Origin of the sequence: Streptomyces sp. NPDC001373 (genome assembly GCF_042895815.1) — a bacterium.
Lineage (GTDB): Bacteria > Actinomycetota > Actinomycetes > Streptomycetales > Streptomycetaceae > Streptomyces.
The window spans coordinates 178,892-203,581 of the sequence record NZ_JBIAWQ010000012.1; the positions used below are offsets into that span (position 1 = coordinate 178,892).

Below are 24,690 nucleotides of genomic sequence, written 5' to 3' on the forward strand. Positions count from 1 at the left end.
GTCTACGCCTGGGCGTGCCGGGCGAGGAACGCGCCGACGCGGGGGGAGCGCTGGTGCGGGACCAGGGTGCGGGCGGTACCGGCCAGCATGGAGCGGATCCGGGTCGACTGGACCTCCGTCAGCAGGTCCAGCACCCGGCCGCCGGCCCAGGCGGCCTCGTCGGGCGCCCCGGCGCGGGCCAGGTCGTCGGCGAGCTCGGCGGTGTAGAGGGCCACGTTCCGCGCGAAGTGCGGGTCCTGGAGGTCGGCCGCGCGGCGTGCGTGCCGGGCCGCGCGGGCATGTTCCCCGAGCGCCGCCCAGCAGCGGGACTCCAGGGACTCCAGTTCGGCCTCGCCGAAGAAGGACATCCACTCCGGGTCGGCGGCGCTCGCCCCCCGCGCGAACTCGGTGTGCGCCCGGGTCAGCGCCTCCTCGCAGGCCCGGCGGTCCCCGAGCCCGGACCAGCCGCCCGCCTCCCGCAGCGCGAGCAGAGCCAGCAGGCGGGGCGAGCCGAGTGAGCGGGCCGCGCGCCGGCCGGCCTGGGCCGCCCGCACCGACTCGCGGGGGCGCCCGCAGTCCCGCGCCAGGAAGGCCATGTTGCTGAAGGCGTGCGCCTCCAGGCCCGCGTCCCCCGCCACCCGGGCGGTGGCCAGGGCCTCGGCGTAGTGCGAGCGGGCGTCCTCGAAGCGGCCCGAGTCGTGGGCCAGCCAGCCCACGGAGACGGCCAGCTCCCCGGCCCCCGCGTGCAGCCGGTCCTCGGTGGACTGGCGGGTGGCTCCCGCGTCGAGCAGGGCGTAGGCGGTCCGCAGGGGTTGCGCGGCCCGCCGGTAGAGGGCGTCGGCGCCGTGCCGGTCGTCCAGCAGCCGGATCTGGCGCACGGCGTCCTCGACGGCGGCGGCCTCGGCCTCGCCGGCGCGGGAGGGGATCCGGCGGTTGTCGCCGAGCAGGGTGAGGCTGAGCGTCGCGGCCGCCACGGTCGCGGAGCCGCCCGCCATGAAGGCGCGGCGCAGCACGTCGCTCTCCTTGGAACGGTGGATGAGGTGGGTGAAGACGGGCGGGGTGGGCAGGGCGCGCTGCGCGGCCCGCCCGCGGACCGCCTCGCGGGGGGAGAAGCCCAGGTCGGCCAGGGTGCGGCCGGGGAACATGTGGAGGAAGACCCGTTCGTAGGCGTAGTTGGGGCAGCGGATCTCGCCCGACTCGACGCGGCCGATGTAGCGGGCGTCGCAGGAAACCGTTTCGCCGATCTCCCGTGCGGCCCGTCGCACCATGGCGGCGAACTCGGCCGGGGAGTGTGCTCCGCGCAGCCGCCGGAAGCAGGAGTTGGGTGAGTGGGGTGACGCCGCCATGGACGCTGCCTCTCTGGACACGCTCGCCCCGGAGTCGGGTGCTCCGGCGCGCACGAACGTACCGCCGGTGAGGGGGGTCCCATGCGGTGTTTGGCTACAAAACGGATATCTCACCCGCGATCCGCCATGAACTGCCATCCTTTGCAGCGTCTTGCCGCCGCACCTGTTGACGCTTCGCCGCGTTGAACCCATGCGGATACGGATCGAGGAGGGGTTCCCCTTGGTGGAGGCCGGCATGGACAGCATTGGTACGAACACCGCGCCCGACGCCGGCGCACACCCGTTCACCGCCGCCCTGGCCGCGGCCGGGCTCCCCGCCCCGGTTCCGGCCCCGGACCTGGTGACCGTCTCCGTCCGGCAGGGGCTGGAGGCGGTGGACATCATCCGCCGCGGCGCCGGCCGGACCGCCCCCGCGGTCGGCCCCGTGCTGCACGACGGTTCCGGCGACACGCTCGGGTTCCTCGTCCCGCCGGGCACCGCCGACGCCTGGGACCTCCCCGGTAGCGCCTGTACGCAGACCAACGGGCGCGGCATGCGCTTCGGGGACCTCGCCGCGCCCACCGCGGGCGGTACGGGCTGGCTGCTGCCGCCCGAGTCCGTGGGACCGGTCACCGATCCGGACGTCCTGCGCGCGGCGCTGGGTGAGGCGGCCCGGCTCATCGAGGCGGCCGACAACTGTCGGTGAATTTCTGGCCAGCGATAATGGTGGGGTGGCAGGCAGAGGCACGGGCAGGGACAAGGGCAGGAACCGCGACGGGGGCCGGCGGAGCGCCGCCGAGCCGGTCACCGGTGAGGTGGGCGGCGGCCTGGCGGAGCTGTCCCCGGACCGCGAGCGCACCCGCGCCTGGACCCTGCTGATCAACGGGGCCCCGCAGTCCCACGTCGACCTGGACGACCCCGGATACCTGGACTTCGCCTACCAGCGCCGCATCGGCCACCTGATCGACCTCGCCGCGCCCGCCCGGCAGCCCATGAACGTGGTGCACCTGGGCGGCGGGGCCTTCACCCTGGCCCGCTACACGGCCGCCGCGCGCCCCCGCTCGGCGCAGCAGGTGGTGGAGATCGACGAGGCCCTGGTGGCCTTCGTACGGCAGCACCTGCCGCTGGACCCGCAGGCGCGGGTGCGGGTCCGGGCGGTGGACGCGCGGGCGGGCCTGGCGAAGGTGCCGGACGGCTGGGCGGACCTGGTCATCGCGGACGTGTTCAGCGGGGCGCGCACCCCGGCGCACCTGACCAGCGCCGAGTTCCTGGACGACGTGCGCCGGACGCTGTCGCCCACCGGGTGGTACGTCGCCAACCTCGCGGACGGGCCGCCGCTGGCGCACCTGCGGGCCCAGGTCGCCACCGCGGCCTCCCGGTTCGAGCGGCTGGCGCTGGCCGCGGATCCCGTCGTCTGGCGGGGGAAACGTTTCGGCAATGCGGTGCTCGTGGCCTCCGACCGGGAGCTGCCGGTCGCGGAGTTCACCCGCCGCGTGGCGAGCGACCCGCACCCGGGACGGGTGGAGCACGGCCGGGCCCTGGCGGACTTCACGGGCGGCGCCGTCCCGGTCCGCGACGCCTCGGCGGTGGCCTCGCCGGAGCCGCCGGCCTCGGTGTTCCGGTAGGCCGGGGCCCGGGCTACGGGTCGACGGTCTCCACCGCCGGCGGGTGGTCGTGCCAGGTGCAGAACACCGACACCTCGCGGTTGTCCCGGGTGAAGGTGACCCGGATCCAGAAGTCCTGCTTCCACACCTGCACCCGCCACCCCGCCTCCGGCGTCGCCGAGACCAGGGCCGCCGAGGAGGCCCCGAGGTCGAAGACCACCCGGCCGCCCGAGACCGAGTACCCCTTCACGTTGCCGGAACCCTGCCCGCCGCCGTCCGGGTACGGGCGCTGCTGCCCGGCCGGCGGCGGGGGCTTCGGCTTCGCGGACGGGGAGGGGGCGGCGGCCGGTGCGGAGGGCGACGGCGACCCCGACGCGGCCGGCGAGGGCGACGCGGAGCCCGGGGGGCCGGCCGGCGGCGGCTCCGCACCCCGCGTCGCGGAGGCCGGCGGCCGGGTGGTCAGCGGCACCGCGAGGGGAGGATCGTAGGCCGTCCCGGACATGACGGTGTGCACACCCCACCACGACAGGGTCACGGCGGCCGCGGTCGCCACCACCCAGGCCATGGCATGTACAAGTCCTCGTCGCATCAGGGCACATACTGCACCACACGTCACAGAGCAGTACCGGCACCTCCCGGGGTCGCCCGGATGGACTACCGTGCGCCCATGGCTAGTGTGCTCGTGGTCGAGGACGACCAGTTCGTACGTTCCGCCCTGATCCGGCACCTGACCGAGGCCGCCCACACCGTACGGAGCGTGGGCACGGCCCTGGAGGCCCTGCGCGAGGTCGCCCACCACCGGTTCGACGTGGTCATCCTCGACCTCGGACTGCCCGACCTCGACGGCTCCGAGGCGCTGAAGATGCTGCGCGGCATCACCGACGTGCCGGTCATCATCGCCACCGCCCGCGACGACGAGGCGGAGATCGTCCGGCTGCTCAACGACGGCGCCGACGACTACCTCACCAAGCCCTTCTCCGTCGAGCACCTCTCCGCCCGGATGGCCGCCGTCCTGCGCCGCTCCCAGGCCGCGGCGGCCGAACCGCCCCCGCGCGTCCTGCGCGTCGGCGGGCTCGCCATCGACCCGCTGCGCCGCCAGGCCGAGCTGGACGGGGCCGTACTCGACCTCACCCGGCGCGAGTTCGACCTGCTGGCCTTCCTCGCCGGCCGGCCGGGCGTGGTCGTGGCCCGGCGCGAGCTGCTCGCCGAGGTCTGGCAGCAGTCGTACGGGGACGACCAGACCATCGACGTGCACCTCTCCTGGCTCCGCCGCAAACTCGGCGAGACCGCCGCCCGGCCCCGGTACCTGCACACGCTGCGGGGGGTCGGGGTGAAGCTGGAACCGCCGCTGTGAGGTGGGCGCTGGTCAAGGTCTGTCTTGCCGTCACCACCATGGTGGTCGTGGCCTTCGCGGTGCCGCTGGGGCTGGTGGTCCAGGAGATGGCCAGCGACCGGGCCTTCTCCAACGCCGAGCGGCAGGCCGCCACCATGGGGCCCACCCTGTCCATCACCACCGACCCGGTGCAGCTGCGCAAGGCCGTCGAGTCCACCGAGATGGGCGCCGCCCGGCGGATGGCCGTCCACGTCCCCTCGATCGCCGGCGCCGCCCCCGTGGACATCGGCGACGGCTGGGCGGGCGCGCACGCGGTGGCGGAGACCCGCTCCATGGGACGGGCCACCACCGCGAAGGCCGCCGGAGGGGGCTCCGCCCTGCTCCAGCCCATCGCCCTCGGCTCCGGGGACATCGCCGTCATCGAGATCTACGTGCCGGAGAGCGAGGTCAGCAACGGGGTCGCCACCGCCTGGCTGATCCTCGCCGGCGTCGGCCTCGCCCTGGTCGTCGGCTCCGTCGCGGTCGCCGACCGGCTCGGGGCCCGGCTGGTGCGACCGGCCGAACGGCTCGCGGACGCCGCGCACCAGCTGGGCGAGGGCCGGCTCGGGGCGCGGGTGCCCGAGGACGGGCCGAAGGAACTCCGCTCGGCGGCCGTCGCGTTCAACTCGATGGCCGACCAGGTGGTCGAACTCCTCGCCAACGAGCGGGAGCTCGCCGCCGACCTCTCGCACCGGCTGCGCACCCCGCTGACCGTGCTGCGGCTCAACGCGGCCTCGCTCGGCGACGGCCCGGCCGCCGAGCACACCCGGGCGGCGGTGGAGCAGCTGGAGCGGGAGGTCGACACGATCATCCGTACGGCCCGCGAGCAGCGCCCGCCCGCCGTCGCGGCCACCGCCGGCTGCGACGCCTCCGAGGTGATCCGCGACCGGATGGCCTTCTGGTCGGCGCTCGCGGAGGACGAGGGCCGTGAGGTCAGGCTCGCGGGCGTGGACCGCACCGTACGGGTCCCGGTGGCCCGGCCCGAGCTGGCGGCCGCCCTCGACGCCCTGCTCGGCAACGTCTTCCGGCACACCCCCGAGGGCACTCCCTTCGCGGTCGACGTGCACGACGCGGGGGACGCCGTCATCGTCCTCGTCTCGGACGCGGGCCCCGGCATCGCCGACCCGGACGCGGCCCTCAGGCGCGGCAACGACGGCGCCCGCGACGGCTCCACGGGGCTCGGCCTGGACATCGTGCGCCGGGTCGCGGAGTCGACGGGCGGCGACGTACGCCTGGGGCGTTCGGTGCTCGGGGGCAGCGAGGTACGGGTGTGGCTCGCCCTGGACGGCCGGGGCCGGCGCGGCGGGCGCGGCCCGGGCCGCCGCCGCGCCCGCCGCACCCGCAGCAGGCGCCGGGGAGAGCGCAACGACCCGACCGGGTGAGGGAGCGAGCCGGAAGCCGCGCTCGTGGAATAGCGTACGGTCCGCGCCGGTCGGGGGCCGTCGGGCACCGGCCGACCCGCCCGGCGGCACCCCGCGCACGGCACGTGCCACATCCCTCCCGATTGGACATCCGCATGCGTTACGCAGTTCTCGGCACCGGCATCGTCGGCCGCACCGTGGCCGACCGCCTGGCCTCGCTGGGCCACGAGGTGGTCATCGGCACCCGCGACCCGCGGGCCACCCTCGACCGGGCGGAGTACGCCGAATGGCAGGAGGCCCACCCCTCGATCGGCCTGGCCCCCTTCCCGGAGGCCGCGCGGCGCGGCGAGACACTGGTCAACGCCACCGGCGGGCGGGTCAGCGTCGAGGCCCTGAGGGAGGCGGACGCCGCCCACCTCGACGGCAAGATCCTCATCGACATCGCCAACCCGCTGGACTTCTCCCACGGCTTCCCGCCCCGCCTGGACCCGGTCGACGACGACAGCCTCGGCGAGCTGATCCAGCGCACCTTCCCGCAACTGCGGGTGGTCAAGACGCTCAACACCATGAACTGCCAGATCATGGTCGATCCCGCCCGGGTCCCCGGCGAGCACTCCGTCTTCCTCTCCGGCGACGACGCCGACGCGAAGAAGGCCGTCCACGGCCTGCTGAGCTCCTTCGGCTGGCCCGACGCGTCGATCATCGACCTCGGCGGCATCGAGACCGCACGGGGCACGGAGATGCTCCTGCCGCTGTGGCTGCGCCTGATGGGCTCCCTGGGGCACGCGGAGTTCAACTTCCACGTCCAGACGGCCCGCCCCTCCTCCTGACCCCGCCCGGACGGGGCGCGCAGCCGGCCCCACGCCGAGATCGGGATCGACCCGGCCCCGGAGAACGCGGAAGGCCCCGGCTCGCTCACGCGAACCGGGGCCTTCCCACAGGGTGAGTGACGGGACTCGAACCCGCGGCCACCTGGACCACAACCAGGTGCTCTACCAACTGAGCTACACCCACCATGCCCGGTCGTGGAACGACCGGCCGAAGAAAAGGGTACAGGGTCCGGGAGGGTGCTCGCTCCCCCCTTTCCCCGTACCCATCCGGCGGCTCCCGCGGCGGTCCTACTCGCCGGCGACCACGTGCTTGGCGGCGATGGCCCGGGCCGTGTCCGAGTCGGGTCCCGGCTGCGGCACGAAGACCGCCTCGCGGTAGTACCGCAGCTCGGCGATGGACTCCTTGATGTCCGCGAGCGCCCGGTGGTTGCCGTTCTTGGGCGGGCTGTTGAAGTAGGCCCGCGGGTACCAGCGGCGCGCCAGCTCCTTGACCGAGGACACGTCCACGATCCGGTAGTGCAGGTGGGCCTCCAGCGCCGGCATGTCGCGCGACAGGAAGCCGCGGTCGGTGCCGACGGAGTTCCCGCACAGCGGGGCCTTGCGAGGCTCCTTGACGTGCTCGCGCACGTACGCCAGGACCTGCGCCTCCGCGTCGGCCAGGGTCGTGCCGGCGGCCAGCTCGTCGAGCAGGCCGGAGGCGGTGTGCATCTCGCGCACCACGTCCGGCATGTTCTCCAGGGCCGCGTCCGGCGGGCGGATCACGATGTCCACGCCTTCGCCGAGCACGTTGAGCTCCGAGTCGGTGACCAGCGCGGCCACCTCGATAAGTGCGTCGTCCGTCAACGAGAGCCCGGTCATCTCGCAGTCGATCCACACCATGCGATCGTTCATGCGTCCCACCTTATGCCGAAGGCCCCCCGCCGTGGTGTCCTGCCCTTGCGGGGGGCCTTCGTCGTGCGTCTCGCGGACGTCCGGGCGGCGGCTACGCGTGCTCGCGCAGCACCCGGCCCGGGGCGTACAGCTCCGTCACGCTCGGACCGGAGGCGGCCAGGGCCGCCGCGGCCCGCTGGGGCTGCGGGGTGCGCTGGTGCGGCAGCGGGGTCCCCGAGATCTCCGACACGGGGGCCCCGTCGGCCTGCGGCCGGCGCGCCCGGTAGGCGGAGCGGTAGGCGGCCGGGGAGGACCCCAGCTGCCGCCGGAAGTGGCCGCGCAGGGCGACCGGGGAGCGGAAGCCGCAGCGTCCGGCGACCTCGTCGACCGAGTAGTCGGAGGTCTCCAGCAGCCGCTGCGCCTGGAGCACCCGCTGGGTGATCAGCCACTGGAGCGGCGCGCTGCCGGTGAGCGAGCGGAACCGCCGGTCGAAGGTGCGCCGGCTCATGTAGGCGCGGGCGGCCAGTGTCTCCACGTCGAACTGCTCGTGGAGGTGCTCCAGGGCCCATGCCACGACCTCGGCGAGCGGGTCGGCGCCGATCTCCTCGGGCAGCGACCGGTCGAGGTAGCGCTCCTGGCCGCCGGTGCGGCGCGGCGGGACGACGAGCCGGCGGGCCAGTGCCCCGGCCGCCTCGCTGCCGTGGTCCGTTCGCACGATGTGCAGGCACAGGTCGATTCCGGCCGCGGTGCCGGCGGACGTCAGCACGTCGCCGTCGTCGACGAAGAGCTCGCGCGGGTCGACGTGGACGGACGGGTAGCGCTTGGCCAGCGTCGGCGCGTACATCCAGTGCGTCGTCGCGGGCCGGCCGTCCAGCAGCCCGGCGGCGGCGAGCACGAACGCTCCCGTGCACAGGCCGACGATCCGGGCGCCCTCCTCGTGCGCCAGCCGCAGGGCGTCGAGCGCCTCCGGCGGCGGCGGGGAGGTGATGGAGCGCCAGGCGGGGACCACGACCGTGCCCGCCCGGGCGATGGCCTCCAGCCCGTAGGGCGCGGTCAGTTCGAGTCCGCCGGTGGTCCGCAGCGGACCGTCCTCCCCGGCGCACACGAGCAGTCGGTAGCGCGGAACTCCGGCGTCCTGGCGGTCGATGCCGAACACGGACAGCGGAATGGAACTTTCGAAGATCGGCCCGCCGCTGAACAGCAGCACGGCGACGATCTCTCTGCGGCGACGCCCCGCGAGCTTCCTGCCCGCGTCGGCGATGACTGCGGTGGAATCCTGGCTCATGGCGCTAAGCCCCCCTTGGGTGTCGCGACTCCTTGGTCTGGTCGCACCTGCACGTTTCCCCTCGGCCTTGCACGTGGATCCCCCGCCGTAAATACATGATCGAATCTACTGCGTCCCGTGGTGTCGGCGTGACAAGTTCAGCACGCACCGCTATGTCGACTTGGCAACTTGGCGAAAAGCATTCGATCAGGAAGCGTTCCACTCCGCTACCCGTACGGGAACCTCGCGATCCGGTCGTGGCCAGTCCCCATGGGGTGTTTTCGCCCCCTTCGCTCTGTCGTCGCTGGTGGTGGGGAAGTTGAGGGGACATTCCGGCAAGGGAAGCGCCCAGTCCGGAAGTTGGCTGAAAACAACCGGGTGTGTACGTGCGAATCGGTCAGTCGTGAGGGGAGAGGCCCGGGGAGCCGTGGCAGCCGCGGTGCGCTCCGGACCCGCTGCGGGAGTGCCGGCCCCGGTGCCCGTGCGGAGGCGGCTCCTCCGGCCGCACCCGGGCGGCGGCCCGCCCGGCCTTCTCCGAGTGTCGCAGCAGCACCCGGCAGGCCGCCGTGACGGCCGCCAGCCCCAGGGTCGCCACCGCGGCCCCGCCGTACGAGGTCCCGTAGACCACCAGGACCACGGGCACGAGCAGGCAGCTGAAGGCCGCCCAGCGCACCACGTCACCCGCGGGGTCGTCATGCGGACGTGCCGCGGCGGACCCCCCGGACGGGTGAAGCCGGGAGCGGCCCGGCGAGAGGCGGGGGGACCGGGCGGACGGGGTGTACTGCGTCGGCGGAGCGGGCTGGACGGGCTGGACGGGGTGAACCGGATGGCCGGGCACGGCGTACTCCCTGCGGGCTCTTCCTGGACGGTCGGACGCCTGTCCAACGCCCGCGCACAGGCGCCGGTCACTGCGCGCACGGGTGGCGCGCGGGTCTTCCGTCACTGGCTGTAGGGGACAGCGGCCATTGCCAAGGGGGCTCCTCTCCGGCATGCTCCCTTGGACGCTCTCCAAGGGCGGCATGCCCTGTGCAGGACGGGAGTGTCGCCGTACCCTGGTGGGTAAGGGCTTGGAAAGATGCTTCCAGGACAGAACTCCGTCACGCAGCGTCGTCGAAACGCCCGCGTCGCCGTCAGAAAGCCCGAGCCGCCGCAACCGCCCCTGTCGCTTCCCCCGAGGACTTTTCGCCGAGACATCCATGGCCGGTCACGAATTCTTCGAACCCGCGGACCGCAAGCGCAAGCACCTCGCCGATTCCGTATCGAGCGACCTGCGCGCGGTGGAACAGACACGCCTGCCCTGCGACCCGGCCTTCCGGCACGGAGTGGTGGTCGGCTTCGACGGCTCCACGTCCAGTGAGCGCGCCCTCGCCTACGCGATCGGCATGGCCCGGCGCTCCGGCTCCGGCCTGATCCTCGTGCACGTGGCGAACCGGCTCCCGACCACGGTGTGGGCGGGCTGCGAGCCGCCGGTCTTCGTGGACGTGCCGGACCACCGCACCGAGGTGCTGGGGCTGGAGCTGGCCTGCGCGGACTACCTGTCCGAGGTGCCGTGGATCCTGGTCGAGCGGGGCGGGGACATCTGCCACGAACTGGAGGAGGTCGGCCGGGAGTACTCGGCGGACGCCATCGTGGTGGGCTCCACCCACGGCATCGTCGGCCGGATCTTCGGCTCGGTCGCGGGGCGTCTGGCCAAGCGCGCACAGCGACCGGTCGTTGTCATTCCGTGATCCCCTGCATTCCGGTTGTGCGGTTGTGAACCCGTGTAAAGGGTAGATAAGTGCTGCTGGGACGCAGCAACAACTGCAGATCGAAGGGAGCCCGCCGTGGACAACGGTGTCTCTGCGGGAAGCACGGCCTCGACTTCGACCCTGGGGAACATCGCCCTGGGACTCACCCTTCTCGCGTTCGGTATCGGCCACACCGGCGTCCTCTCCGGTGTCACCGCCGCCGACTCCGTGTCGCTCGCGACCTACGTCGGCGGCGCGGCCCTCTTCCTCCTCGGCCTCCTGGAGTACCGGGGCGGCAACGGGTTCAACGGCACCGCCTTCGCGGGCCTGGGCGTCTTCTGGTTCACCTGGGCCAGGGGCGCGGGCGCCGCGGTGTCCGACGAGGCGGCCGGAACGTTTCTGGTCCTCTTCGCGATGCTCGCGCTGACCCTCACCCTCGCCGCCACCGGCGGCCTGTTCGGCCAGGGCGTCCACGGTCTGCTCACCCTCTCCCTCGTCCTGCTGGCCATAGCCTCATTCGCGGACAGCGCGGGCCTGGCCAAGGCGGGCGGCTGGGTCGCGGCCGTCTCCGGGCTCCTGGCCTGGTACGGGGCCACCGCCGCGCTGGCCCACTGGCCGATGGCCTTCGGCAGGCCGGCCGGCCGCGGAGCGGTCGCGGCGGGCTGAGCGGCCGCCCGGACCGCGGGCACAACGGGCAGGGGCGCCACCGGAGTTCCGGTGGCGCCCCTGTCGTGTGCCGTGGGCGCGGCGCGAGGGTGCGGCTGCTACTCGACCGTGACCGACTTGGCCAGGTTGCGCGGCTTGTCGATGTCCCGGCCCAGGGCCAGGGCGGTGTGGTACGCCAGCAGCTGGAGCGGGATGCCCATCAGGATCGGGTCGAGCTCGTCCTCGTTCTTGGGGACGAGGATCGTGTGGTCGGCCTTCTCCTGCACCCGGTGGGCGACCGCCAGGATCCGGCCGCTGCGGGCCTTGATCTCCTCCAGCGCCGCGCGGTTCTTCTCCAGCAGGTCGTCGTCCGGGACGATCGCGACCGTCGGCATCGCCGGCTCGATGAGCGCGAGCGGGCCGTGCTTGAGCTCGGAGGCCGGGTAGGCCTCGGCGTGGATGTAGGAGATCTCCTTCAGCTTGAGGGAGGCCTCCAGGGCCACCGGGTAGCCGCGCACCCGGCCGATGAACATCATCGACTTGGCCTCGGCGTACTCGGCCGCCAGCTTCCTGATGTCCTCCTCGCCCTCCAGGATCTCCTGGATCTGGCCGGGGAGCCTGCGCAGGCCCTCGATGATCCGCTTGCCGTCGGCGACGGACAGGTCGCGGATGCGGCCCAGGTGCAGGGCGAGCAGGGCGAAGGCGGTGACGGTGTTCGTGAAGCACTTGGTGGACACGACGCAGACCTCGGGGCCGGCGTGCACGTACACGCCGCCGTCGGCCTCGCGGGCGATGGCGGAGCCGACGACGTTGACCACGCCGAGGACGCGGGCGCCCTTGCGCTTGAGCTCCTGGACCGCCGCGAGCACGTCGTAGGTCTCACCGGACTGGGAGACGGCGATGTACAGGGTGTCGGGGTCCACGACCGGGTTGCGGTAGCGGAACTCGGAGGCCGGCTCGGCGTCGGCGGGGATCCGGGCCAGGCTCTCGATGAGGCCCGCGCCGATCATGCCCGCGTGGTACGAGGTGCCGCAGCCGAGGATCTTGACCCGGCGGATGCCGCGCGCCTCGCGCGGGTCCAGGTTCAGGCCGCCCAGGTGCACGGTGGAGAAGCGGTCGTCGATCCGGCCGCGCAGCACGCGGTCGACCGCGTCGGGCTGCTCGGAGATCTCCTTGTGCATGTACGTGTCGTGGCCGCCCATGTCGTAGGAGGCGGCCTCCCACTCCACGGTCTCGGGCGTGGCGGTGGTCGTCGTACCGCCGGTGGTGTAGGTGCGGAAGTCGTCGGCCTTCAGGGTGGCCATCTCGCCGTCGTCGAGGGTGACGACCTGGCGGGTGTGGGCGACGAGCGCGGCGACGTCCGAGGCGACGAACATCTCCTTCTCGCCGATGCCGAGGACCACGGGGGAGCCGTTGCGGGCGACGACGATGCGGTCGGCGAAGTCGGCGTGCATGACGGCGATGCCGTAGGTGCCCTCGACGACCTTGAGCGCCTCGCGGACCTTCTCCTCCAGGGTGACGGCCTGGGAGCGGGCGATCAGGTGGACGAGCACCTCGGTGTCGGTCTCGGAGAGGAAGACCACGCCGTCGGCCTCCAGCTTGGCACGGAGCTCGGCGGCGTTGTCGACGATGCCGTTGTGGACGACCGCGACCTTGTTCTCGGCGTCGAGGTGCGGGTGCGAGTTGATGTCGCTCGGCGCGCCGTGGGTGGCCCAGCGGGTGTGGGCGATGCCGGTGGTGCCGGCGAAGCGCTTGGGGACGCGGGACTCCAGGTCGCGGACCCGGCCCTTGGCCTTGACGACCTTCAGGGCCGCCGACTTGGGGCTGTTGACGACGATGCCCGCCGAGTCGTAGCCGCGGTACTCGAGCCGCTGGAGGCCTTCCAGCAGCAGTGGTGCCACGTCACGCTTGCCGATGTAACCGACGATTCCGCACATACGGTGTTGCCCCTCCTGAAGTTCGGTGTCCGTGCCCGGACGCGTACCGGCCCCGTGTGGGGCCCCGTCCCGGCTGGAGACGATGCGGCGTCTCAGCCGTAGACGATGCGGCGCAGCTGCCGGAGCGAGAGCTCCGGGGGCGCCACGGCGCGGTGCGGCAGTTCCGCCGCGATCCGCTCGAAGATCTCCGCGTTGACCGCTCCACCGGACTGCAGTTCGCGGTGGCGGCGACGGACGAACTCCTCGGTCGTCTCGTCGAAGTACGCGAGCACGTCGAGCACCACCCGGGCGGCCTCGCCGCGCTGCAGCGCGGTGGTGCGAACCAGGTGGTCGACGAGTTCGTCATGCGACGGTCGGCGGTCGAGCACCAGTAGATATTGACGGCCCAGGGGCAGAAACGCAAAGATCCTGCCCGGAATCGGGCAGGATCATGCTGGTCTGGACCAAGGAATGGGTGATTCCGGTCTCGTTTGGTTAGAAACCACCCAAAATGGCGGCCTTCGCCGCCGAGAACTCCTCGGCCGTGAGGATCCCGTTCCGGTGCAGTTCCCCCAGCTCGCGCAGGCGCCGCAGCAGGGTGTCGTGGTCCGCCGGCTCGCCCGCCAGGGCCGGGGCCGCCTCCGCGAGGGGGAGGGCGGCGGGGGCCTCCGGAGCGGGGACCGGGGCCGCGGGGTGGGGCATCCGTACCGCCACCGCCGCCGCGACCAACGCCATCAGGGGGTCCTTCTTGAACCCGAAGAGCTCCACGGTGCACGGGTCGTACTTGGGCGCCGGGGCCGGCGGGGCGCCCGCCAGGGTGAAGCGCAGCCAGCCGTTCTCCAGCCCCTTCGACGGGGCCCACTCCACGGTCCGCACGTCCCCGACCCGGAACTCGCGCGGCCCCCCGGACGCCTTCGCCTCCTCGGTGGTCCAGTTCCAGTCCAGCACCACCCGGTCGCCGTCGAAGGCCGCGCTCCCGCCGCCCGCCGCGACCGAGACCGGTACCGACGGTCCCGGCAGCAGGTACGTGTCCGACGGGCCCGGGTCCACCCCGTCCAGCAGCAGCGCGTTGCGCACCTCGTCCACGAAGTACTCCGCCACCCCCGTCCGGTCCGGCTCCACGGTCAGCCGGTACGGGTCGGACTGCTCCGGCAGCCGCCCGCCCGTCACCTGGAGCAGCGGGTCCGCGCCGTCGCGCAGCCGCAGCCGCAGCCGGCCCGCCTTGCGCCCGGGCTCGTAACTGATCCCCCCGATCGCGCGCAGCGGCACGACCACCTCACCGAGCTGCTGCCGCAGCAGCCCCACCCCCTTGTCGCGGCCCGGCACGATGCGCACCGCGTCCCCGTCGAAGGTCCACGTACCGTCCTTCTGGATGATTTCCGCCATCCGTGGATTCTCCCACCGGTATGTGAGCCCCGCGGGGCGGCCGTTGGGCCTATACCTGGGCGCATGAGAGTCCTGCGAGTACCGCGCCGCACGCCCGGCGCCCTCTGCGCCCTCCTGCTCCTCACCGCCCCCGTCTCCTGCACCGCGGCGCACGGCGACGACGCCAAACCGGCCGCCGCCTCCGCCCCCCTCTCCCCGTTCGAGCGGCTCCTGCCGGCCCCGGCCTCCGTGCGGCCCGAGGGCCCCGGGTACGCCTTCGGGGCGGGCACCGTCGTCCGCACCGGCGGCCCGGGCGCACCGGAGGAGGTCCGGCGGGTCGGCGAGCTCCTCGCGGAGCAACTGCGCGGGCCGACCGGGCTGCCGCTGCCGGTGGTGGACGGCGAGGGCGGCGAGGGCGGCGACGGGGTCCGGCTGCGGCTCGACGGCGGGGCCGGGGAGCTGGGCGAGGAGGGCTACCGGCTCCGGACCACCCCCACCGGCGTGACCCTCACCGCCCGCACCCCGGCGGGCCTCTTCCACGCGGGCCAGACGCTGCGCCAGCTGCTGCCGGCGCGGGGTGCGGGGACGGTCCCGGGCGGGACGGTGACGGACACCCCCCGCTTCGCCTACCGGGGGGCGATGATCGACGTCGCGCGCCACCACTTCCCCGTGGAGCAGGCCAAGCGCTACGTCGACCAGCTCGCCCAGTACAAGATGAACACCCTGCACGTGCACCTCACCGACGACCAGGGCTGGCGGATCGCCGTCGACTCCTGGCCCCGCCTCGCCGAGTACGGCGGCGCGAGCGAGGTCGGCGGGGGCCCCGGCGGCTCCTGGTCCAAGGCCGACTACCGGGACCTGGTCGGCTACGCGGCGGACCGCTACGTCACCGTCGTCCCGGAGATCGACATGCCGGGCCACGTCAACGCCGCCCAGGCCTCGTACGGCGAGCTGACCTGCGACGGCAGGGCGCCCGAGCGCTACACCGGCGTCAAGGTCGGCTTCAGCTCCCTGTGCGTGGGCAAGGAGCGCACCTACGAGTTCATCGACGACGTCCTCGGCGAACTCGCCGCCCTCACCCCCGGCCCCTACCTCCACATCGGCGGCGACGAGGCCCACTCCACCCCGGCGGCGGACTACGCGGCCTTCATGGACCGGGCCCAGGCGGTGGTGGCCAGGCACGGCAAGAGGGTGATGGCCTGGCACCAGCTGGCCTCCGCCCGCCCGGCCCCGGGCGCGGTCCTCCAGTACTGGGGCCACGACAGGACGTCCGCGGCGGAGAAGTCCGCGGTCGCCGCGGCGGCGAAGTCCGGCCACCCCGTGGTCCTCTCCCCGGCGGACCACGCCTACCTCGACATGAAGTACGACAAGCAGACCAAGCCGGGTTTGGCCTGGGCCGGCTACGTCCCCGCCCCGCGCGCCTACGCCTGGAACCCGGGCACCCACCTCCCCGGCGTCCCCGAATCCGCGGTCCTGGGGGTGGAGGCCCCGCTCTGGACGGAGACCATCTCCACCCGCTCCGACTGGGAGCTGATGGCCTTCCCCCGCCTCCTCAGCCTGGCGGAGATCGCCTGGTCCCCGGCCTCCGCGCACGACTGGAGCGCCCACCGCCTGCGCCTGGCCGCCCAGGGTCCCCGCCTGGACGCCCAGGACATCGCCTACTACCGCGCGCCGGAGGTGCCGTGGCCGTAGCCGGCGGGCTCGTCCCCACGGGGGCCGGGCGCGCCGAAGGGGCGCGGCTTCGAGGGACCGTGTCGAAGCCGCGCCCCTCCCTTGGTCACCGTCGCGCGGCGAAGGGCGCGACGGGGTTCTCGAGGGTGCCGATCAGCTGGAGGGCCGCCGACGGGTCGGTCAGGTCGACCATCTGCTTGTTGTTGCGCAACTGGAGGCGGTTCAGGCAGGAGAGCTGGAACTCGGGTGCGAAGAGGTCGTAGCGGGCGAAGCGGTCCGCCAGGGCGGGGACGGAGTCCTGGTAGTCGTGGGCGCAGTCCGCCACCGCGCGCCAGAAGACCTCCTCGGTGCAGATGCCCTCCGTCACCAGGATCGCGTTCAGGAAGCGGAAGAAGCAGTCGAAGACGTCCGTGAAGATCGACAGGAGCTTCATGTCCTCCGGGACGTCGGCCCGGATGCGTTCGACCGCCGGCGGGAGGACCGCGTCCGGGTCCATGACGACGATCTCCTCGGCGATGTCCTTGAAGATCGCCCGCTGGACCACGCCGTCCTTGATCACCAGGATCGTGTTCTCGCCGTGCGGCATGTAGGCGAGGCCGTACTGGTAGAAGCAGTGCAGCAGGGGCAGGAGGTACGCGCGCAGGTAGGGCTTCAGCCACTCGGCGGGGGTGCGGCCCGACTCCGCGATCAGGGCGCCGACCAGGGATTTCCCGTCCTCGTCCACGTGGAGGAGGGAGGCCATCGTGGCCAGGCGCTCCCCGTCGCGCAGGGAGTTCACGGGGGACTCGCGCCACAGGGCGGCCAGCATCTTGCGGTACGGGGACCAGCGGTCCGTCGCGCGCTCGTACTGGCGGTGGTGGTAGCCGATCGCCGCGCGCTCGCGGATGATCGAGAAGTCGACCGACCGGAGGACCTCGTCCCCTTCGATCAGCTCGTGGAGCCAGTCGTTGATGGCGGGGGTGGCCTCCATGTAGGCGGCCGACAGCCCACGCATGAAGCCCATGTTGAGGACCGAGATGGCCGTCTTCACGTAGTGCTTCGTGGGCGTGGTGGTGTTGAAGAAGGTGCGGATGGACTGCTGGGCGAGGTAGGCGTCCTCGCCCTCGCCCAGGAGGACCAGGCGGCGGTTGGCGATCTCGGCGGCGAAGGTGACCGTGGTCTTGTTCCACCACTGCCAGGGGTGGACGGGCAGGAAGTGGTAGTCCGCCGGGTCGAGGCCGAGGGCCGTGAGCTTCGCCGAGAAGCCGGCGACGGCGGCTTCGCCCAGTTCCTCGCGCAGGAACGTGTCGTGGTCCAGGCCCGCGCCCGCCGTGAAGGTGGAGACGTCCTTGCGGGCGGCGACCCAGACCAGGTGGACCGGGTTCGCGGTCTCGGGGGCGTACGCGCGGTACTCGTGCACCCCGAAGCCCAGGCGGCCGTTGTTGGCCACGAAGCAGGGGTGGCCCTCCGTCATGCCCGTCTCGATGTCCTGGAAGGAGGACTTCGCGAGGACGGCGGAGGAGACCTGGGGCTTGGTGTACTTGTAGCCCGTACCGGCCAGGGTGGAGGAGATCTCCTCCAGGTAGACCGGGAGGACCTCCGCGCTCAGGCCCAGGGTCTCCCGGAGCTCGATGTGGAAGTCCAGGGCGTCGAGCTCGGCCTCTTCGCCGCCGCGGTGGCGGGTGACGGAGGCCTCGTCCACCGACCAGTGGTCCAGTGCGTGGCGGACGGCACGGAAGCGGTACTCGACCGTGCCGTCGTCGCTGCGGACCGCGTAGCGGTCCCCGCCCAGGGCCTCGGGGGTCAGCAGGCGTTCGTGGGAGAACTCCGCCAGGGCCTTGCGGACCAGGGCGCGGTTGGCGCGGGTCCACAGCTCCGGGGTGAGGTGGGCGGTGTCGGCGGAGAGGTTCATATCGAGCCCCCGGTGGCGAGGGCGGTGGCCGCCTCGAAGCGGGCGCGGGTGCAGAAGCTGAGGAGGGCTTCCTTCTCCGGTTTGGTGACGGGGCCTTCGGCGACGAAGCCGACCGCCTCGTTGAGGGCGTGGACCGCCGTGTTGCGGACGTCCGGTTCGACGACGACGCGCTCGGTGGCCGGGTCCGCGAAGAGGGCGGCCATGACCGTGGTGATGACCGCGCGGGTGAATCCGGGGAGCGGGGTGTCGGTGGGGGCGACGAGGAAGTGCATGCCCACGTCGCCCGGCTGCGCGTCGTAGAGGCCGACGAGTTCCAGCCGCGCCGGGTCGTAGCTCTCCATCAGGAAGGCCGGGCGGCTCTCGTGGAAGCCGAGGAAGGCGTGGTGGTGCGCGTGCGTGGTGATGCGCACGTACTCGCGCTCGACGTCCGGGAGGGTGGCGTCCTGCATCATCCAGAACGAGGCCTTCGGGTGCGTGACCCAGCCGTGCAGCAGCTCGGCGTCCCTGAACGGGTCCAGCGGCCGGATCGAGAAGGTGCCGAGGGCGGGGTCGGTGCGGGTGAAGAGGGTCTCGGTGGTGCTCATGCGTGCATGCCTTCCGGGGCCGCGAACTGCTGGAACGCGATGGACTTCTCGACCTTGTAGTACTCGCGGCCGAGCAGCTCTCCGACGAGGTACGCGTTGCGGTACGCGGCCATGCCCAGGTCGGGCGAGGTGATCGAGTGGTTGTGGGTGGTGCCGTTCTGGAGGTAGATCCCGCGGCCCGTGACGTCGACGGCGTAGTTGCGGCCGGCGTCGAGGCGGCCGTGGCCGTCGAAGTTCAGGCGGTCGCGGACGGGGGCCAGGAACTCCGGGACGCGGTACTTGTAGCCCGTGGCGAGGACCAGGCCCTCGGTGGCGAGGGAGAAGTCCCGCTCCTGCTCCTCCTGGCGCAGACCGAGGGTGTACGTGCCGGTGGTGGTGTCGTACGCCGTGCTGTTCAGGGAGGTGTTGGTGAGCAGGGTCGTGGGGACCGGGCCCGGCATGGTGATCTTCTTCTGGTAGAGCAGGTCGAAGATGGCGTTGATCAGCTCGCCGTCGATTCCCTTGAAGAGGTTCTTCTGCTGGGTCTCCAGCCGGTATCGGGTCTCCTCGGGGAGGGCGTGGAAGTAGTCCACGTACTCCGGGGAGGTCATTTCCAGGGTGAGCTTGGTGTATTCCAGCGGGAAGAAGCGCGGGGAGCGGGTCACCCAGTTGAGCTGGTAGCCGTGGACGTCGATCTCGGCGAGCAGGTCGTGGTAGATCTCGGCCGCGCTCTGGCCCGAGCCGATCAGGGTGATCGACTTCTTCTTCTGCAGGGCTTCCTTGTGCTCCATGTAGGAGGAGTTGTGGAGGAAGTCGCCGCCGAGTCCCTCGCAGGACGCGGGGACGTGCGGCGGGGTGCCGGTGCCGAGGACCAGGCGGCGGGCCAGGAACGTTTCGCCGCCGTCCGTGTGCACCGCGTAGAGGCCGGCCGCCTCGTCGTGGGCCACCTCGGTGACGGAGGTGGAGTACCGGACGTTGTCGAGCCGGTCGGCGGCCCAGCGGCAGTAGTCGTTGTACTCGGCGCGCAGCGGGTAGAAGTTCTCGCGGATGTAGAAGGAGTACAGCCGGTCCTTGTCCTTCAGGTAGTTCAGGAAGGAGAAGGGCGAGGTCGGGTCGGCGAGGGTGACCAGGTCCGACATGAACGGCGTCTGCAGGTGCGCGCCGTCGAGGAACATCCCGGCGTGCCACTCGAAGTGCGGTTTCGACTCGATGAACAGGCCGTTCAGTTCGCCGATCGGCGCGGTGAGGCAGGCGAGTCCCAGGTTGAAGGGGCCCAGGCCGATGCCGATGAAGTCGTAGGGCTCAGTGGTGGACGGCAAGGGACTCTCCCAGGAACTGCTCGGCGTGTGCGGCGACGAGGTCGAGGACGGCGGTGATGTCGGCCGTCGTGGTCTGCGGGTTGAGGAGGGTGAACTTCAGGTATTGCTTCCCGTCGACCCTGGTTCCGGCGACGACGGCCTCGCCGGAGGCGAACAGGGCCTTGCGGGCGTGCAGCTGGGCCTCGTCGAGGAGCTCGGGGCGCGGGCCGTCGCCGTCGCCGTCGGCGGCGGGGACGTAGCGGAAGACCAGGGTGGAGATCTGCGGCTTGACGACCACCTCGAAGCGGGGGTCGGCGTCGAGGATCTCCCAGCCGGCGGCGGCAAGGCCGACGACCTCGTCGAAGAGAGAACCGACCCCGTCGGCACCCATGACGCGCAGGGTCATCCAGAGCTTGAGGGCGTCGAAGCGGCGCGTGGTCTGGATGGACTTGTCGACCTGGTTCGGGATGCGCTCCTCCGCCATCCGGCGCGGGTTGAGGTAGTCCGCGTGGTAGGTGGCGTGCTTGAGGGTGTCGCGGTCGCGGACCAGCATCGCGCTGGAACTCACGGGCTGGAAGAAGGACTTGTGGTAGTCCACGGTCACCGAGTCGGCGTGCTCGATGCCGTCGAGGAGGTGCCGGCGGGTGGGGGAGACCAGCAGTCCGCAGCCGTAGGCGGCGTCCACGTGCATCCACGCGGAGTGCTCGGAGGCCAGGCGGGCGATCTCGGGGAGCGGGTCGATGGACCCGAAGTCGGTGGTGCCGGCGGTGGCGACGACGGCCATCGGGAAGAGGCCCTCGGCGGCGCAGTTCTCCAGCTCCAGGGCGAGCAGGGAGGTGTCCATGCGGCGGCCCCGGTCGACGGGGACCGCGACGACCGCCTCGTAGCCGAGGCCGAGCATGGCGGCCGACTTCTGCACGCTGAAGTGGCTGGCCTCGGAGGTGAAGATCCGCAGTTTCGGCAGGAGTTCTGCCTTGGTGAGCTCGGTTCCCCGGTCCAGGGCCCGCTTCATGACGATCCGGCAGGCCTCGTCGCGGGCCAGGAGCAGCGCGTGGAAGTTCGACTGGCTGCCGCCGGAGGTGAAGATGCCGTCCGCGCCCTCGCCGAGGCCGATGCGGCGGGCGGTCCAGTCGATGAGGCGGCGCTCGATGAGCGTGCCGCCGATGGACTGGTCCCAGGTGTCGAGGGAGGAGTTGACGGCCGACAGGACGGCCTCGCCGACCACCGCCGGGATGACGACCGGGCAGTTGAGGTGGCCCAGGTAGCGCGGGTGGTGGAAGTAGACGGCGTCCCGCAGGTAGACGTCCTCCAGCTCGTCGAGGGCGGCGGCGGCGTCGCCCAGCGGGCGGTCGAGGTCGATGCCCGCGATGACCGGGGCGAGTTCGTCCACGGAGATGCCGGTGTGGGGGCGCTGCGTCGTCGCGAGTTTGGCGGCGACGCGGTCGACGCCCTCGGTGACGGTGCGCCGGTACAGGTCCGCGGTCGTCTCGTTCAGCAGATGCGAGCGCATCAACTTTCCTCCGGGCAGGGATGCGGGGGGTGGCGTGCAGAACTTAGGTTAGCCTAACCTAAATAAGATCACAAACGGGGAAGGGCCCCGGCAGGTGCCGGGGCCCTTCCCCAAATGCCTTGCGGGCGGCGCGAGTCGACTACAGCTCGGACGTGGGGTCCTCGCTCGGGGCCTGTCCCGCGTACGCCTCGGCGAGCAGCTGCTCCTCGCTCGCGCCGAGCCGCCAGTAGCCGGTGAAGCGCACCGCCCGCCGGTCGACGGAACGTTCCTGCACCAGATGGCGCCGTACCGCCCTGACCGTCCCCGCCTCGCCCGCGAGCCAGACGTAGGGGGCCTCGGAGGCGGGGAGTTCCGCCGTGCGCAGCGCGGACAGGACCCTTTCCACGCGCTCCGCGGCACCCGCGCCCTTCTCGCGCACGATCCAGGTGATGTCCGTGTCCGCGAGGGTGTGCAGGCCGAGCCGGTCGTCCGCGTGCGGGACCTCGAACCAGGCCTTCACCCGGGTCCCGGCGGGCAGTCGGTCCAGGATCGCCGCGGCCGCCGGCAGGGCCGTCTCGTCCGCGTACATCAGCACCGCGCCGGCGCCGGCCGGCCGCTGGAAGCGGACCGACTTGTTCTCCGCCACGGCCGGCCCGATCGCCATGATCCGGCGGCCGGTGACGGCCCGCCCCGCCCAGCGGGAGGCCGGGGAGGAGTCCCCGTGGAGGACGAAGTCGATGTCCACCTCGTGTGCCCCGCCGTCCGTGCGCCGCTGCTCGCGCACGGTGTACGAGCGCATCACCGGACGCTCCTCGTCCGGCATCGCGCGCCAGGCCCCGAACCAGGTGTCCTCTTCGGTGGAGGGGAGTTCGGTGTGCTCCTGGTCCCCGCACGGCAGGAACAGCGAGAGGCTCTGGTCGTAGCCGCCCGAGCGGAAGTCCGCGAGGGACTCGCCGCCGAAGGTCACGCGCAGGAAGGAGTGGCCGAGGCGGCGGGTGCGCAGGACTTCGAGGGTGAAGAAACGGAAGTGCGCGGCGGCCGGAGCCGCGTCGCCGGCGGGAGCGGCGGAGTCGGAAGCGGTGGTGGCGGTCATGCGGAGGTCCCCCTGGGCTTACCGGGTCAGCCGAGCTTCTTGGCGTTCTGGATGGTCTTCGCGAGGTCCTCGAGGATCTGCGCGCACTTCTCGTACGAGTAGATCGGCTCGGTCACGCGCGGGGCGACCTGGCCGGCCTTGGCCGCGGGGAGCTCGTTCCAGGTCGGCTTGGCCTTCAGGGCCTCGGGCTGGAGGGCCTGGGTGCGGTTGTCGAGGAGGATGACGTCGGCCTTGTACTTGCCGGCGTTCTCCCAGCTGAGGCTCTCGAAGAAGCCCTGCGGGTCCAGCTTGTCCTGTTCGGGGGTGATGAACTCGACGCCGAGGGACTCGAAGTACTTGAGGTCCGCGGAGGTCTTCGGGGTGGAGACGTAGAACATCTGGTCGGAGCCGGAACCGACGAGTACCTTGACGCCCGGGTTGGCCTTGACGGCCTCGCGGACCTTGGCGGAGGCGGCGTCGAAACGGGCCTTCGCGTCGGCGCTCCTCCTGGTGCCGAGGTCGGCGCCGAGGGACTTGGCGAGGTCGGCGGTGCGCTCCAGGGCCTTGTCCATGGAGACCTTGTCGCCGACGCCGATCGCCGCGGCCGGGGCCAGCTTCAGGATCTTGTCCTTGGAGGCCTCGGGGACGTACCAGTACGTGCCGTCCCAGGTGTTGGTGGCGAGGAGGTCCGGCTTGAGGGCCGCGTACTTCTCGACGTTGAACTCGTCGTAGACGTTGCCGAGGACCTCGACCTTGGAGATGTCCATCGTGCCGGCCATCGGGTCGGGCTTGCCGTCCGCCAGCCTGGTCGGGCCGAAAACGCCCTTGACCTGCACGCCGTAGTCGGAGAGCGCGGCGGCGGTGCCGGTGTAGGCCACGATGTTCCTGGGCGTGGACCTGGCGGTGGCCTCCTTGCCCAGGTCGTCCTTGAAGCTCCAGGGGCCTGACGCGGCGGTGGTGCCCTTGTCGCCCGCACCGTCCTTCGCCCTGTCGGTGCCGCCGCACGCGGTGAGCGCCGCGACGAGGCCGAGGGCACCGCCGGCCGCGACGAGGCCGCGGCGGGAGAGGAAGGGGGAGTTGGGCTTGGGCATGTCGGTGTCCGCTTTCGTGCGTGCAGGGCGGCTGCGAGGGTGGGGCGTTCGGGAGGAAGGTTAGCCTAACCTTTGCCGGAAGCGGTAAGGCGGCCCTAACTTTCTCCGGGGGCGCACGGACGCACGGACGCGGAACGGCCCGCGCCGGGGGCGCGGGCCGTTCGTCGGGGTGGTGCGGGGGCGGGGTCGGAATCAGCCGGCGAAGCCCAGTTCACGGGCGATGAGCATGCGCTGGACCTCGCTCGTGCCCTCGCCGATCTCCAGGATCTTGGAGTCCCGCCACATGCGGGCCACGGGGTACTCGTTCATGAACCCGTAGCCGCCGTGGATCTGCGTGGCGTCCCGCGCGTTGTCGACGGCGACCGTGGAGGAGTACAGCTTGGCGATCGCCGCCTCCTTCTTGAACGGCTCGCCCGCCACCAGCCGCGAGGCCGCGTCGCGCCAGCCGAGGCGGGCCATGTGCGCGCGCGTCTCCATGTCGGCCAGCTTGAACTGGATGGCCTGGTTGTCGCCGATCGCCTTGCCGAAGGCCTGCCGCTCCTTGGCGTACTTCACCGACTCGTCCACACAGCCCTGCGCCAGGCCGGTGGCCAGCGCCGCGATGGCGATGCGTCCCTCGTCGAGGATCCGCAGGAACTGGGCGTAGCCGCGGCCCTCCTGGCCCACGAGGTTGGCGACCGGCACCCGGACCTCGTCGAAGGACAGCTCGCGGGTGTCCGAGGAGTTCCAGCCGACCTTGGAGTACGGGGCCGCGACCGTGAAGCCGGGGGTGCCCGACGGGACGATGATCGAGGAGATCTCCGGACGGCCGTCCGCCTTGCGGCCGGTGACCGCGGTGACCGTGACCAGACCGGTGATGTCCGTACCGGAGTTGGTGATGAAGCACTTGGAGCCGTTGATCACCCACTCGTCGCCGTCGCGGACGGCGGTGGTGCGGGTGCCGCCCGCGTCGCTGCCGGCGCCGGGCTCGGTCAGGCCGAACGCGCCGAGCACCTCGCCGGAGCACAGCTTCGGCAGCCACTCCCGCTTCTGCTCCTCCGTGCCGAAGAGGTAGAGCGGCATGGCGCCCAGGGAGACGCCCGCCTCCAGGGTGATGGCCACCGAGGAGTCGACGCGGGCCAGCTCCTCCAGGGCGATGCCGAGCGCGAGGTAGTCGCCGCCCATGCCGCCGTACTCCTCGGGGAAGGGCAGGCCGAACAGGCCCATGCGGCCCATCTCGCGGACGATCTCGTACGGGAACTCGTGGCGCTCGTACAGGTCGCCGATCTTGGGTGCCACCACGTCGTGCGCGAACGCCTCGACGGTGCGGCGGAGTTCCTCGTGCTCGGGGGTGAGCCGGTGGTCGAGGGGCATGGCT

23 protein-coding genes and 1 tRNA gene are annotated in these 24,690 nt (G+C 72.3%); 8 read left to right on the forward strand and 16 right to left on the reverse strand.

Translation table 11 applies throughout. The annotated features are described in order from the left end of the window. Positions 1–2: 2 nt before the first annotated feature. Positions 3–1,325: a tetratricopeptide repeat protein gene (locus tag ACFY15_RS25910; protein ID WP_390687425.1), complete on the reverse strand. Its 1,323-nt coding sequence runs from the start codon at positions 1,323–1,325 to the stop codon at positions 3–5. Between the two features lie 235 nt (positions 1,326–1,560). Here ACFY15_RS25910 and ACFY15_RS25915 point away from each other — a divergent pair, with 235 nt between their 5' ends. Both ACFY15_RS25915 and ACFY15_RS25920 read left to right on the forward strand, forming a co-directional pair. After that, positions 1,561–2,010: a hypothetical protein gene (locus ACFY15_RS25915; RefSeq protein ID WP_390687424.1), complete on the forward strand. Its 450-nt coding sequence runs from the start codon at positions 1,561–1,563 to the stop codon at positions 2,008–2,010. Between the two features lie 25 nt (positions 2,011–2,035). Further along, positions 2,036–2,929, forward strand: a complete 894-nt coding sequence (locus ACFY15_RS25920) for a spermidine synthase (RefSeq protein ID WP_390687423.1) — start codon at positions 2,036–2,038, stop codon at positions 2,927–2,929. A gap of 13 nt (positions 2,930–2,942) precedes the next feature. Here the strand turns inward: ACFY15_RS25920 and ACFY15_RS25925 are convergent, their stop codons facing one another. Then, entirely contained in the window at positions 2,943–3,497 is a 555-nt protein-coding gene (locus ACFY15_RS25925; RefSeq protein WP_390687422.1) for a hypothetical protein, read from the reverse strand. Between the two features lie 78 nt (positions 3,498–3,575). Between ACFY15_RS25925 and ACFY15_RS25930 the strand changes: the two genes are divergently transcribed. The 3 genes from ACFY15_RS25930 (at position 3,576) to ACFY15_RS25940 (ending at position 6,471) form a co-directional block, all read left to right on the forward strand. Further along, on the forward strand, positions 3,576–4,262 hold the full coding sequence (locus ACFY15_RS25930) for a response regulator transcription factor (RefSeq protein ID WP_390687421.1): 687 nt from the start codon (positions 3,576–3,578) through the stop codon (positions 4,260–4,262). Then, a complete protein-coding gene (locus tag ACFY15_RS25935; RefSeq protein ID WP_390687419.1) occupies positions 4,259–5,662 on the forward strand; it encodes a sensor histidine kinase in 1,404 nt (467 codons plus the stop codon). Before ACFY15_RS25930 ends, ACFY15_RS25935 begins: the two co-directional genes overlap by 4 nt. A 134-nt stretch (positions 5,663–5,796) precedes the next feature. Further along, positions 5,797–6,471, forward strand: coding sequence for an NADPH-dependent F420 reductase (locus tag ACFY15_RS25940; RefSeq protein WP_390687418.1), 675 nt, complete (start codon positions 5,797–5,799; stop codon positions 6,469–6,471). Positions 6,472–6,582: 111 nt separating this feature from the next. Here the strand turns inward: ACFY15_RS25940 and ACFY15_RS25945 are convergent. The 4 genes from ACFY15_RS25945 to ACFY15_RS25960 all read right to left on the reverse strand — a co-directional run bounded on the left by ACFY15_RS25945 (position 6,583) and on the right by ACFY15_RS25960 (position 9,281). After that, positions 6,583–6,655 (reverse strand) — tRNA-His (locus tag ACFY15_RS25945). Positions 6,656–6,759: 104 nt separating this feature from the next. Further along, positions 6,760–7,362, reverse strand: a complete 603-nt coding sequence (orn, locus tag ACFY15_RS25950) for an oligoribonuclease (RefSeq protein ID WP_042814799.1) — start codon at positions 7,360–7,362, stop codon at positions 6,760–6,762. A 91-nt stretch (positions 7,363–7,453) separates the two neighbouring features. After that, entirely contained in the window at positions 7,454–8,626 is a 1,173-nt protein-coding gene (locus ACFY15_RS25955; protein ID WP_390687417.1) for a helix-turn-helix domain-containing protein, read from the reverse strand. A gap of 376 nt (positions 8,627–9,002) precedes the next feature. Next, positions 9,003–9,281 carry a hypothetical protein gene (locus ACFY15_RS25960; RefSeq protein ID WP_390687416.1) on the reverse strand — a complete coding sequence of 93 codons (279 nt, stop codon included), beginning with the start codon at positions 9,279–9,281 and terminating at the stop codon, positions 9,003–9,005. 520 nt (positions 9,282–9,801) lie between these two features. Between ACFY15_RS25960 and ACFY15_RS25965 the strand changes: the two genes are divergently transcribed. Continuing rightward, positions 9,802–10,332: a universal stress protein gene (locus ACFY15_RS25965; protein WP_390687415.1), complete on the forward strand. Its 531-nt coding sequence runs from the start codon at positions 9,802–9,804 to the stop codon at positions 10,330–10,332. 96 nt (positions 10,333–10,428) lie between these two features. Beyond that, positions 10,429–10,998, forward strand: coding sequence for a GPR1/FUN34/YaaH family transporter (locus tag ACFY15_RS25970; RefSeq protein WP_390687414.1), 570 nt, complete (start codon positions 10,429–10,431; stop codon positions 10,996–10,998). Between the two features lie 98 nt (positions 10,999–11,096). On the opposite strand, the gene glmS is transcribed toward ACFY15_RS25970, so the two are convergent. The 3 genes from glmS to ACFY15_RS25985 all read right to left on the reverse strand — a co-directional run bounded on the left by glmS (position 11,097) and on the right by ACFY15_RS25985 (position 14,279). Further along, on the reverse strand, positions 11,097–12,914 hold the full coding sequence (gene glmS / locus ACFY15_RS25975) for a glutamine--fructose-6-phosphate transaminase (isomerizing) (RefSeq protein ID WP_390687413.1): 1,818 nt from the start codon (positions 12,912–12,914) through the stop codon (positions 11,097–11,099). Between the two features lie 92 nt (positions 12,915–13,006). Continuing rightward, positions 13,007–13,282: a hypothetical protein gene (locus ACFY15_RS25980; RefSeq protein WP_079427144.1), complete on the reverse strand. Its 276-nt coding sequence runs from the start codon at positions 13,280–13,282 to the stop codon at positions 13,007–13,009. A 106-nt stretch (positions 13,283–13,388) separates the two neighbouring features. After that, positions 13,389–14,279, reverse strand: coding sequence for a DUF4429 domain-containing protein (locus tag ACFY15_RS25985; protein ID WP_390687412.1), 891 nt, complete (start codon positions 14,277–14,279; stop codon positions 13,389–13,391). Positions 14,280–14,342: 63 nt separating this feature from the next. Here ACFY15_RS25985 and ACFY15_RS25990 point away from each other — a divergent pair, with 63 nt between their 5' ends. After that, positions 14,343–15,950, forward strand: coding sequence for a family 20 glycosylhydrolase (locus ACFY15_RS25990; protein WP_390687411.1), 1,608 nt, complete (start codon positions 14,343–14,345; stop codon positions 15,948–15,950). An 85-nt stretch (positions 15,951–16,035) separates the two neighbouring features. Here ACFY15_RS25990 and ACFY15_RS25995 read toward each other — a convergent pair whose 3' ends face one another. From ACFY15_RS25995 to ACFY15_RS26025, 7 genes are all read right to left on the reverse strand, one after another. Continuing rightward, positions 16,036–17,820: an IucA/IucC family protein gene (locus ACFY15_RS25995; RefSeq protein WP_390687410.1), complete on the reverse strand. Its 1,785-nt coding sequence runs from the start codon at positions 17,818–17,820 to the stop codon at positions 16,036–16,038. Then, a complete protein-coding gene (locus ACFY15_RS26000; protein ID WP_390687409.1) occupies positions 17,817–18,404 on the reverse strand; it encodes a GNAT family N-acetyltransferase in 588 nt (195 codons plus the stop codon). Before ACFY15_RS26000 ends, ACFY15_RS25995 begins: the two co-directional genes overlap by 4 nt. After that, entirely contained in the window at positions 18,401–19,702 is a 1,302-nt protein-coding gene (locus ACFY15_RS26005) for a lysine N(6)-hydroxylase/L-ornithine N(5)-oxygenase family protein (RefSeq protein ID WP_390687408.1), read from the reverse strand. The genes ACFY15_RS26000 and ACFY15_RS26005 overlap by 4 nt, the downstream gene beginning before the upstream one ends. Continuing rightward, positions 19,686–21,191, reverse strand: coding sequence for a pyridoxal phosphate-dependent decarboxylase family protein (locus tag ACFY15_RS26010; protein WP_390687407.1), 1,506 nt, complete (start codon positions 21,189–21,191; stop codon positions 19,686–19,688). Before ACFY15_RS26010 ends, ACFY15_RS26005 begins: the two co-directional genes overlap by 17 nt. 139 nt (positions 21,192–21,330) lie before the next feature. After that, complete coding sequence (locus ACFY15_RS26015) at positions 21,331–22,263, reverse strand: siderophore-interacting protein (RefSeq protein ID WP_390687406.1); 933 nt, start codon at positions 22,261–22,263, stop codon at positions 21,331–21,333. 26 nt (positions 22,264–22,289) lie between these two features. After that, positions 22,290–23,333: an ABC transporter substrate-binding protein gene (locus ACFY15_RS26020; protein ID WP_390826137.1), complete on the reverse strand. Its 1,044-nt coding sequence runs from the start codon at positions 23,331–23,333 to the stop codon at positions 22,290–22,292. A 192-nt stretch (positions 23,334–23,525) separates the two neighbouring features. Beyond that, positions 23,526–24,686 carry an acyl-CoA dehydrogenase family protein gene (locus ACFY15_RS26025; RefSeq protein ID WP_079427122.1) on the reverse strand — a complete coding sequence of 387 codons (1,161 nt, stop codon included), beginning with the start codon at positions 24,684–24,686 and terminating at the stop codon, positions 23,526–23,528. Positions 24,687–24,690 lie beyond the last annotated feature (4 nt).